The sequence below is a fragment of the Corynebacterium sp. HMSC034H07 genome (assembly GCF_001815175.1).
In the GTDB taxonomy this organism is placed as follows: Bacteria; Actinomycetota; Actinomycetes; order Mycobacteriales; family Mycobacteriaceae; genus Corynebacterium; species Corynebacterium hiratae.
In genome coordinates this window covers 58628-69711 of the sequence record NZ_KV819501.1, presented here as the reverse complement: position 1 = coordinate 69711, position 11084 = coordinate 58628, and the positions used below count along the sequence as shown (strand labels likewise).

The 11084-nt window shown below is 58.2% G+C and carries 8 protein-coding genes; 1 reads left to right on the top strand and 7 read right to left on the bottom strand.

The window, feature by feature from the left end; all coding sequences use genetic code 11:
* The first annotated feature begins 168 nt into the window (after positions 1–168).
* Positions 169–1938: a DUF262 domain-containing protein gene (locus HMPREF3009_RS02965; RefSeq protein ID WP_070545543.1), complete on the top strand. Its 1770-nt coding sequence runs from the start codon at positions 169–171 to the stop codon at positions 1936–1938.
* Positions 1939–2283: 345 nt separating this feature from the next.
* Here the strand turns inward: HMPREF3009_RS02965 and HMPREF3009_RS02960 are convergent, their stop codons facing one another.
* From HMPREF3009_RS02960 to HMPREF3009_RS13530, 7 genes are all read right to left on the bottom strand, one after another.
* Positions 2284–3420 (bottom strand): DUF3322 domain-containing protein, encoded by a 1137-nt coding sequence (locus HMPREF3009_RS02960; RefSeq protein ID WP_070679913.1) that lies wholly within the window; start codon positions 3418–3420, stop codon positions 2284–2286.
* On the bottom strand, positions 3407–6805 hold the full coding sequence (locus HMPREF3009_RS02955; protein ID WP_049156821.1) for an ATP-binding protein: 3399 nt from the start codon (positions 6803–6805) through the stop codon (positions 3407–3409). Before HMPREF3009_RS02955 ends, HMPREF3009_RS02960 begins: the two co-directional genes overlap by 14 nt.
* Positions 6798–7463, bottom strand: coding sequence for a DUF4194 domain-containing protein (locus HMPREF3009_RS02950; RefSeq protein ID WP_070679910.1), 666 nt, complete (start codon positions 7461–7463; stop codon positions 6798–6800). Before HMPREF3009_RS02950 ends, HMPREF3009_RS02955 begins: the two co-directional genes overlap by 8 nt.
* Positions 7460–8932, bottom strand: a complete 1473-nt coding sequence (locus HMPREF3009_RS02945) for a DUF3375 domain-containing protein (RefSeq protein ID WP_070679907.1) — start codon at positions 8930–8932, stop codon at positions 7460–7462. The genes HMPREF3009_RS02950 and HMPREF3009_RS02945 overlap by 4 nt, the downstream gene beginning before the upstream one ends.
* 136 nt (positions 8933–9068) lie before the next feature.
* The gene (locus HMPREF3009_RS02940; RefSeq protein ID WP_070545535.1) at positions 9069–9302 is read right to left on the bottom strand and encodes a hypothetical protein; all 234 of its coding nucleotides are present in this window, start codon (positions 9300–9302) and stop codon (positions 9069–9071) included.
* A complete protein-coding gene (locus HMPREF3009_RS13660) occupies positions 9295–9624 on the bottom strand; it encodes a hypothetical protein (RefSeq protein ID WP_232760893.1) in 330 nt (109 codons plus the stop codon). The genes HMPREF3009_RS02940 and HMPREF3009_RS13660 overlap by 8 nt, the downstream gene beginning before the upstream one ends.
* Before the next feature lie 683 nt (positions 9625–10307).
* On the bottom strand, positions 10308–11084 hold a 777-nt coding region (locus tag HMPREF3009_RS13530), incomplete at its 5' end, for a DEAD/DEAH box helicase (RefSeq protein ID WP_198531105.1).

Sequence of the window (11084 nt, the reverse complement as noted above, 5' to 3'; positions counted from 1 at the left end):
GCAAGTCCGATTTCCGCGGTACGGCAGATGAAAATAGGGGAGCAAACTTGTAAGCGCTAGCGTGCGGGTTTGCTAATATGACGTGGAGCACTTTTGTGCGGAAATGTCATCGCGCTTCTTTGGGGGCTATAGAACCACAAAGGGGCACACTAATCCTAAAGGATAGTTATGCAATTTGAAGCAGTTTCCAGACCTTTGCAAGAGATACTTATAGTGGGTCAGCATGTGATACCTCGTTATCAACGCCGATATGCTTGGGACGAGCTTAATATTGAAGAATTCTGGAATGACCTTAGGAGCAACCAACAGGGCCACTTCCTCGGAAGTATGGTCGTATGTGGGCCGCGGTCAGGCGAGATGGAGATTATCGACGGGCAACAGCGAATTACGACAGCACTAATCTTGCTCTCTGTATTGCGCGACGAATATATCCGACTCGAGGAAACAGCGCTTGTTGGTGGTATCGAACCACTAATAAAGTACGTTGACCTTAATGGTAAAGAACGATTCCGCCTCGAAAATCGGGACAGTTCTGCGAACGATAGGTTGGTAGAGTCGGTTCTCACTCCCGAAAAGAAACGTCAGTACCCAAATGGACAGTACCTTGACTCGCTTGAAGTTGCGGCTAGGAATAAGTTTGAGGCGCTCATTCATGCTCAACAGGAGAGGACGGGCGACTCGGTTTCAGTACTAAACGAAATGCGAGACTCTTTGGTGAAGGCAGAGGCTGTTTATGTGTGGGCTGATAGTAGGCGTGATGCCTTTGGGGTATTTGAGACTCTAAACGATCGCGGGCAAAGTCTAACGGTTGTTGACTTGGTTAAGAACACAATTTTATCACGGCTAGCTGAGCGAGCCGATCGGGGGGATGACAAAATGTGGGCGAAAGCGATTGACCTTGTTGAGCAGTCGGAGCTTGACAATATTGACTTAAATCAATTCTTGTATTATCACTGGAATTCAATTGCGCAGAATGGCGCTGTAGCGGGCGAGCCTGTGGAAGAAAAGAAAATCCGACGTTCGGTTGAGGAATTCTTGGAAGGGGGAACATGCTCGGAAGAGTCTGCGAAATTCTTCCTTGAAGAGTTTTTGCGATCCGCCTACATTTTTGAAGCCTTAGGTAAGACTTTGACCACCGGTGGGGCAGCGGAACCGTGGAAAGAGCTATCGGAAGGGGTGGGTTGGCACCAACAAAAATTCGATAAAATAGCGTGGGCGCTTTATGGGGTTCTGGTTTCTGGAGCCGCTCAACCATTTATGTTACTTCTGGCACTAATGCGAAAGTACCTCGAGAAAGATGGTTGGATGAAAAGCGCTGATTTGATTGCTTTTCTCCAAGAGATTAAGAATTACCAATTTCGATGGTCGATTGCGGGTAAAGGATCAACTTCGACGCACAGGCGCTTGTATCGCAAAGCTGCTACCATGGTTTACCTTGCTGAAAATGCTGGAGATCTACGCGCCGCGATGCAGGAGTTTCAAATTGGCGCCTCGAAGAAAGGGGCGACAGACCACCAGTTCAAAGCAGGTCTAGGGAAGTTAGTTTACTCTAATTCTCGTAGAAAAGATGTTCATAAGATCCGGTACATTCTTCGAGAAATTGAAACAAATAAGTCGGTAAGAACTCTTGATTTTTCAAAGCTGCAGACGATTGAGCACATTGAACCTCAAGCTAACAAATCCGAGAATACTCCTCGAAATAGTTGGGTATTCAAACTTGGCAACCTGATGCTATTGCCTGGTGAGGTGAACAGTACGCTTCCTAATGGTTTTGCAGATAAAGCGCCAATTCTGGCGAAATATACTGGTGCTCATGACAATGTTCTTCTTCAAGCAGTATCGGATGGCGCGTGGGGAAATGAGTTAGCTGGAAAGCGGCAAGAAGCTATTGAGGACTATGCATGCGTAATTTGGCCGAAGGCAAAAGAGATTGATTGATAGAGTTGAAACAAGATCGTTTCGCTCGCCAGTTACTAGGTTTTGATACCCGTTGACTCGGCAATCATGCTTGCATGTAGCTCACTGTCCAGCAATGTAGGTTTTCTTTTGCCGTTCGACTGCAGCCGTAGGTTTGAGATCACCAGAGTCTGACGAAATCCCACTTAATGTTGAGTATCGCAGGCAACGTTGGAAGTGATAGCGATGGATCTCTTGATGGAATCGGGCAAAATGGGACATGATTTGGCGTAGGAGCAGCTCTACGATATATATCGTCGCTCGGCCCTCACCAAGGCTACGGGCAGGTGAGGGCCATTTTTCTAGCGAGTTTGGGAACTGGTGCCGCTATGTTGGCCCGAGTCGCTTTTTAATAGCATCACTCACATACGCAAACGGAATCCGCTCCTGCTCAATGCGCAGTCGGCCCTCGGTGAAGAGCAGGCGGTAGGCGCGCTGCTCTTCGGTGGTGAGGTGGGTAAGCGTGGCGGAGCCGTCGCCGGGGTCGGGGACGGCTAGGTGCTGGAATGTGGTGACGGTGGCGGTGTCCATGAGTAGTGACGTCGTGTGGGGGAAGTGGGCACGCACGGCGTTGAGGATGGCAAAGCCGGCGGCATCGAGGTCGCCCCAGTAGGTGATGTCCGCTTCGTGTAGCCAGCGCAGTGCGCGGAGCTGGTGGGCGGCGGTGCCGGAGCCGAGGAGGGCGATGGTGGGAGGGGAGGCGTCGGTAAGCGTGGGCAGGGCCAGGAAGGTTTGTTTGTTTTCCACGATGAGCACCCGGGGTGGGGTGTCGGGGAAGAGTTCGGCAGCGTCGGCGAGGGGGATTTCGATATCGGAGAGCGCTGGTGCGTGGTTGAGGTAGCGCAGGCGCAGGCGGGTATCGCTGCGGCGCAGGCCCAAGTCCGTGATACCGAAGGGTGCGAGGAGTGTGAGAAGCAAGCGGCGGTGGTTGCCAATCCACTTGCCGTCCACGCCTTCGACCGGCACGGCGCGCTCCCACTCACCGGAATGGGGGTTCGCGCGCAGCCAGGTCAGGCACGGCCCCAGGCAACGCAGGTCATAGGCGCTTAAATCCTTCCACTGGTTGTAGGAGCGGTGGACGGCATGGGTGAACTCCGGGGCGTCCGGGAAGACGGCGGCGATGTCCTGGGCGCGCAGCCGGGCGGTGGAATACTCGCGTTCCAAGCCCGCGGCGGTGGCGATGCGTTCGGCGCCGTTGATTGTGATGCGGGTCGGGACGTTATTGGTGCCCAGGCCCGCGCGGGACCAATTGCGGGACTCGTAGATGACTTCCTCCTGGTGCGGCCAGCGCTGCCAGGCGCGGATGAAGTCTTGGGTGGTGCCAATATCGCGGGCGGCGGCCGTGGCTGTCGGTGGGTGCAGCGGCCACGCCAGGTGCAGCGAATCCGGATCGGACAGTGCTTCAGCGAAATGGTTGCGCAGGTATTTCGCCGCGTGCACCTGCAGGTCTTTAGGCATCCGCATCGGTGGGCTCCTCAGGGTGGGGTGGTTCGGGGTTGGGGGAGGAGAGGATGGAGGCGTCGATAAGTGAATAACCTGTGCGCGCCTGCGGGCGGCCGTTGATAATCGGCTCGTCGTAGTTGACCACGATGGTGCCATCCACGTAGGGCGAGAGCGTCTGGATGAGCTTGAAAGGCGTGGCCAGAATCATGTGGAAACCAAAGGAAGCAAAGACGGACATGGCCGTGCGGGTAAAGGTGGGATCGGCGCGGTCAAAGGCCTCGTCCAAGATGATGGAGCCATAGGTGGGCACGTCCTGGTCTGGCTCCGCCAGGCGGAAGCGCAGGGCCGCTGCCAGGCAGAAGAAGACGAGTTTTTGCGCTTGGCCGCCGGAGAGCGAGGCGGAATCCTGATAGGTATTGGCTGTGGTGCCGTCGGGGTAGCACTCGCGGCCGATGAAGCTGACGTGGCGACGGGTATCCAAGACCACGTTGCGCCAGCGGATATCCTCCGGGTGGCTCGAGCCCAGGCGGCTCAGAATCTTGTCCAGGGCGTGGTAGCGCTGCAGGGCGGCATCGTGCTCATCCTTGCTGATTTCGGCCAGGCTGTGGGAGGTGGCGGCATCGAGGTCCCGCTGGAAGTCGTGGACCACCTGGCCGCGGGCATCCTTGACATCAATGCGCAGGGTGCGCTCACCGTTGAAGGGCGAGCGCTCCAGGGACTTGTTGATGAACTCCATACGCGTTTCAATATCGCTGCGGGCATGGCGCAGGGAGGAGGCAAGGTGGGAGAGGTTCTGGACGGTCTGGCCGTTGAGCAGCTCCAGGAAGCGGGCGCGGAAATCTGCCAGGCGGTCAGCTCGTAGGTACTTCAGCTTCTCTATGCCTTCGCCGGCGAAGCTGGCCTGCGGTTCCAGGTCGGCGGCTTCTGCTGGCCACTGGGACAGGTAAGCGTGGAGGACGGAGACGATCTTGCCGTTGGCGTCCTCGATGCGGCGCGCGGCGGTGCGGGCGGCGTCCTGCAGGTCGGCCTGGACTTCATCGCGCCGGGCATCGATGTTATCGATGGTCAGCGTGCGCTTGCCCTTGTGTAAGGCCTCCTCGACGGCTTTCGCTATGTCCTTGTCGGCGATTTCCGGAACGGTACCGATGGCGTGGCGGCGCTCGGTGGAGCGCTTCAGCTCGCCTTCGACGTCACCGAGGTGTTTCTGTGCCTGGTTGAGCCGGGTGCGGGCAGCCTCCAGCTTTTCCTTCGCGTGCTGATGTGCGGCGGCCAAGGCTTGGGCTTCGGGGGAGGATGCCAGGGAATCGTATTGCGCTTGCAGGTCCTGCTTGCGGGCTTTCGCGGAGGCGGTGTCAATGTCCTGGAATTTCGTGTCCAGCACCTGCTGGGCTTTATCGCGCTGGGTGCGCAGGATGTCCATCTTCCGGTTGAGGTTATGGACCTGCCTGGCGGTGGCGCTGGCGGTGGCTTTGGCCTGCTTTAACTGGGAGCGCAGTAGCTCAATCTTGGCGGTGTTGGTGGAACCCACCCGGTACCATGCGGTACCGGCAAAGCGCGTGCGGTCATCCTTGATGAAACGCGTGGAGCCGTCCTTGTCCTTGGGGCGGCTTTCCAAGCCATCGCGGGTAACGGCGGGAGTTGTGGTGACCTTGTCCAGTTCCGCTACCGACTCCACGCATTCATAGTTGAAGCGGCGGGAAATGTGTTGGCGTACCCACGCCGTCATGGGGTGATCCTGGAATTCCAGCTTGTGGATGAGCTGCCGCGGGCTGCGCGCGGAGGCTGGCGCCGACGTGAACTCCGGGATGGTGCGGTATTCCAGACGGGTACCCACGTTGCGGGAGTTGACCCACTGGTTAATGGCTTTCCGGGCTTCCTCCGGCACGAGGAGGGTGGCGGCGAAACCGTGCAGGAGCTTTTGGATGACCGGCTCCCAGTCCGCCTGCTGCGGGCTGATGTCGATGAGCTCGCCGGCGAAGGGAAGCTCGGATTCGGCGTAGCCGGTATCGCGGGCAAGTTGGGAGCGCAGCTCCACCAGGGCCTTGTCGATGTTGGTGCGCCGCGAGCTAAAAGAGCGCAGCTCGCTATCGAGCCGGGCGCAGGCGGTGGCCGCATCGCGGGCGGCCACGCCGGCTTCCTGCTGCTGGTTCGTCAGATTGGCGGAGTCGGTTTCGAAGTCGGAGAGGCGCAGCTGGGCGTTGGCCTGCAGCTCTGCGAATCCTTGCGGGCTGAGCTCATAGTGTTCGGTCCACTCGCCCACGGCAGCCGCAAGGCGCTGGAATTCTTTGGAGCGGTGTTCAATCTCTATGTCGGCGGTCTCCATTTTGGCGCGCAGGGCATCGAGCTCGCCGGCGCTGAGCTGGGAGACGGCCATCGCGGCGCGGCGCTCTGCATCATCAAGGTGGGCGACGTCAGCCTCGAGGGATTCCACTTCGGATTGAGCTTCTACCTGCTGGGCGCTCAGCGCACGGATGTGAGAGTCCAGCTCTTCTGCCACCAGGCGGGAGCGCACGGCTGGCAGCGCCTCGTTCATGGCCTCGGCTTTGTGCTTATCTGCCTCCGCGGTTGCGCGCTGGGCATGCAGCTGGGGTAGGGGAGCGAGCGTATCAATCTGGGCCTTGACGTCTTCGACCCGCAGGTACGCCTGGCGCAGATCCTCAAATTGCTCCACGGCCTCCTCCGCTCTGGAGAAGGTCGAGGGCTTGTCCAGCATGTAGTCCCGGAAGAGCTGATCCAGGCTGGAGAGCGACTTCGCGGACTGCGTGCGGTGAAGAAGCAGCTGGCCCTCCACGTTCTTGATGCCAAGGCGTTTGCGGAAACGATCCGCAAACGTGGCATATGTCGGCGTAAAGGACACGCCGGGTCCCTTGTACAGGGCCTTGATCTTGCGGGTGTCCAGGCTGCGGGTGAGCAAAGGGCTGAGCTTATCGACGTCCTCATCACCCGGCACCAGCCCATACAACTTCTTGATCTGGCCGACTGAGTTCTCACCGCCGTTGAGGCGGAAGATAGCTATGAGCGTGTGCTGCTTGCCCGCGCCATTGTCATAGGTCAGTGCTACCACCGAGTTGGTAGCGCCCTCCCGCAGGTATTCGGGGGCGATCTCACCGGTCTGCGCGTTTTCTTGCTGCCGCCAGGCACCGCGTACATAGGAGACCAGGCTGCGCCCGTTGTGCCGGCCTAGGTCCTGCTGCGACGCCGCGTTGAACTTCAGGTGGCTCTGTGGAACCAAGACCGCCGACATCGCGTCCAGCAGCGTGGACTTGCCGGAGCCCGAACCGCCGGTGATGAGGAAACCTTTGCGCGCCACCGGGATGGAAAAGTAGCCGTGGAAAGTGCCCCAGTTGATCAGCTGAATGCGGCTGATACGGAATTGTCCGGGGTACAGGCTGGTGTGGCTAGTCATCGGAAGTTTCCTCCTTCTCCTCATCTGCCTGCTCTTCCTCAGCCTGCGCCAGGCGGGCGTATTCGTCACGGATGGCGGTGACTGTGGAGGCGTCGAAAAGCTGGCGTAGCACCGGTGAGACCTCGAAGCGCCCCTCGGTCTCAGTAGCGCTCAGCAGTGAATAGTCGTTCTGAATGCGCTTAATGGCGGCGTTGAAGCGGCGGTTGAAACCGGCCTCATCGCGGTTGTCCACCGCGCGGACGTAACCGATTCCCTCCCGGAGGTCCTCGACGTCCACGATGACCCGCTCTCCGGGCAGCGCAAGCCCCAGCTCTTGGCGCAGGTTCAGCAGGATGGCGGTGTCGATGTGCTTGAGCTTATCCGTGCGCAGCACCTGCGGGATGCTCAAGGTTTCTTCCTCCACCATCCGGGTAAACGCGAAGCCCTCGGTCTCGTCCACGACGAGTTCTAGGAACACCTCATGCAGCCGGGCGCGGAGGTTCTCCTCATCCGAGATGATGGCGGCCCACAGCACCGGTTCCTTCTGCGCGCGAATGAGCGGGCCCTGTAGAAGCTGCACTAACGCGCGCCGCGAGTGGTAGGTCAGCGAGCCTTTATCGTGCTCCCACAAGGGTGGCTCGTGGGCGGAATCGACGCGGGGAGTGTGTGCGGCGGTCACTGTAGCTCCTTAACGGTGGTGTGATCGAAATACAGAGTAGGGATATAGGCGGAGCGCACCGTGCCGTCCTCCTCGGTCCATGTGACTTTCTCACGCGATGGACGCAGCACGGGCACTGGGTGTTGGTCTGCGATGTGCACCAAGCCCACCACGCTGGCAAGACCCTGGGTAGGGGGATGGGCGTGCAGCACCTGGCCGATCGTGCAGGGGCCGGACTGGGCGACGGCCGAGCGTATCGCCTCATGCAATTCTTCGAAATCAATCTCCGATTCGCGCACCAGCTCATACAAGGCTTGCGGGTCTTCTGCCTCCGGCTGGTATGCCTCTGGGGTTTCTTCCACGATTTCCCGTCCCGGGTTGGCTAGGCGAATGCGGGAGACGGAGTGAATCGACATACCGATGCGCTGTAGCGGTGTCTCCATCCGGTGAAAGGCTTTGAGCTCGGAGTGTTGCGCGGCATCGATAGCCATGCCGCGGGCCTCCCGCAGTAGCTCAATCATGCGCCGGTCTTCCGCGAACTGCTCGGAGGAGACATAGTTGCGCAGGCTGCGTGCCAGCCCCGTCATGGTCTGGTTGACCTCGAAGCTCGTTTCCTCCATATCGCGAAAAAGCCTGCGCAGCTGCTGCCGCCTGTCCGCGGCCAGCGCCTGCCCGGCCTCGCTATCGAGGACCTCCGTGATCCACTGGTCCAACCAGGCGCTGCGCTCCCTATCCATCAGGAGGGAATAGAAGCCGCGGAAACTACGCCCGGCGTCTGACTCCGCGATGTGGTCCACACCGTTGAAGATCTCCTCCAGCACCTCGCCGCGGTAACCCTCTGGATCCAAAAGCTGGCGGCGCAGCTGGTGGTTGAGGGCCTCGAGCTCGTGGCGCACCCGGGCGAAATCGCTCGGCACAGCCATGGCCATGTTCAACACGTCCTGGACGCGCTCTTCTGCCTCCGCGGCGGTGAGCCTTTCGAACTGCCCGCTGCGGGCTTTTTCAATCTCACGGTCGATGCGGTCGCGCTCTTCTTCCAAGCTGGCTACGCGGCTGGCGATGTCTTCGTTCGTATCCCGCGCTAGCCTTTGCAGCGCGGAGCTAATCGATTCCACGCGTGACGCCGTCACCGTGGTCACCGGTGCCTCCCAGCGCTCAATGGCTTCGAGCGCGGACAGGGCCTCCTCGCTGGGTTCGAGCGTTTCACCGTGGGAGCTCTTTCCGGATTTTCTGATGAGCCACCCGGCCTTGACCCAGTCATTGCAGTAATTCTGCGGCGTGCGAGGCATGGAAAACTCACTGGCCAACACCTCGAAATCGGTGACCATGAGCTCATACACCTCCGCCGCTGGGCGTGCCCTGGTGCCGCGCGGGAAGTACTCCGCGATCAACGCCAGAATCACGGGAGCGTTATCCGCGGCCAGGAGCCGGATCGCGGCGGAATCGCGCATCAAACGCCGCAGCGATAGGGCGCGTGCTTCAACAGACATGTCTTGATTCTGACAGGTGTGCCGGACATGCGCAGCGAAGACTGGCTCAAATATTCGAAGCCCGCTGTCTGGCATTCGACCTGCAGAGTGCAGGTCGAAATAATCACGCCCATGGCGGCGGGCCATGAGTGAAGCTTTAAGCTGCGTTCACCTGGTCGTCTTCTATCTCTACGCGGCCCATGAAATACCGGGAATGCGACTTTTTCAAGGATTCCAGGGAAGGTGCTGAAATATGGGCGATCTCAATATCAGGATCGTCGATCGCTGCTTCGCGGCGGAGGCGTTCCTTAAGCGCTTGCGTCGAGTCCGAGAATTGTTTGATGAAAGACTCGCCTGAGCGACGCTTGTAAGTGATTATGAAATCAGTCATTAATCTGTTCGCTTTCGATTGGCAGGCCAGGAAGGGCGTCTTGTAGTTTTCTCAGCGCTTTGAGGGTCTCATTGTTGTTCTCGGCAGTGTCTGCCAATTCTAACTCATAGCTCGCCATGTGCATATAGAACTTGGCTCGTTCTCTGTGTACTCGTGGGTCTACTGGGATGGCTCGTGATGTCGCGGCGATGGTCTGCAAACCACTTTGTGCTGATTCGTATCCCTCCTCCAGATCTGTCTCTATGCCGTAGAACTTGTCGGAGACTTCGAGCAAGTTTGCCCAAATAGATTGCAAGTTCCGGATTCGCTGGGCGGTAGTCATCTTCGTAGCGAATTCGTCGGCCGGTAAGGTCTGCCAGTTTTTCAAATGTATTCGCCCATTCGGCTTGGGGCTGGGTACGCAATTGAATCTCCACGCGACCGGTAGGTTTGCTGGTAATCCATACATGCACCGCACGGTATCCTCGCTGGGGATTAGAGAGATAGTTCTTGATGGTTACTTCGGCATTGACTTGCTTGACTAGAACCTCGCTAGAACCTCGATAGCCTTGGCAATATCTAGCAGTACAGAGTGAGACGCGCCCAAATCGAAACGAACACCGGCGAAGTCCACTGCATCGCCGATAAGCGGGATCCTCTCTTTAATTTGTCTGCGATGGATGACCTAGTTTTGACTCGGGCAGATTGTACTGCCTCGAAAGGTCCTCGACCGTCAGCGTCTATGGATTGAACCGCAGACGAAACGAGCTTCGTAGTTTCGTCTTTGAGCCATTCGTACCAAGCGATGATTTCTTCTTGGCAATCGGGCGGTGTACTGCGCTTTCCTACATAGAACTCCCCTAACTTGTCAATTTGTGAATTTGAGAAGGGACGCTTTTTGCAAAGGAACGTGGCGTCCGTATTTGTTTCATTGCTCACTTTTAACCTTTCCCCCGAGCAACGCACAATGATTTCAGTTGTGCATATCCCCTAACTTAGTAGCAATCAGTCAACCATGGGGCAGCTCTAACTGTTGTTGCGAGTGAATCCCTGCTTGGCTATGGTCGAGCTCCTCTTCCTGAAAGCCGAGGCGAGGGCAGGGACGTTGGCATCGAGAAAGTCGTGGACGGTGGCAGAGATGCTTTCCTTGTCATCGGTATCGCGAGTGACTCGGCCAACCTGCTGAATGACAACGCCGCGGAAGCTTACTGGGGCGGCCAGCACAAGAGTGTCCAGTGCGGGAAGATCGATGCCTTCGCCGGCTACCTGGGACATGGCTAAAAGGACGAAATGCGGTGTGGTGGCAAGCTGTTCACGCACGGCCTGCCGTTCAGTGGCTTTCTGTCCGCCGTGGAGTTGGAGGACGGGGAAGGGGGCGTCGGTAAGCAAGGCGCTGAGGGCAGCGAGGTGTTCGCGTCTTTTCACTAGGACGAGGACAGTGTGCTCGCCCTGCGCGGCTTGTGTGATGACATCGGCGATGAGCTGGTTGCGGTGCTCATCCACCGCCAGAGCGGTGTCGAGGTCGGGCCAGAAAAGGTAAGGAGCATCGTAGGTGAAGTCCGTGTTGTGGACTACATAGTTGCGTTGCCCAGGGCGATCAAGCTCGACGGTATGGCGGATAGGGCCGCAAATGAGAGGCAGTAACTTATCAAGACCGTCGGAACGGTACGGAGTCGCAGTCATGCCGAGTATAAAACGAACGTTGAGTTGCGCGAGGACATTGGTTAAACCTGCAGCCCCGACCCGGTGGCATTCGTCAACGATGATGTGGCCGTAGCCGGAGAGAAAGTCAGTCTTGGAATC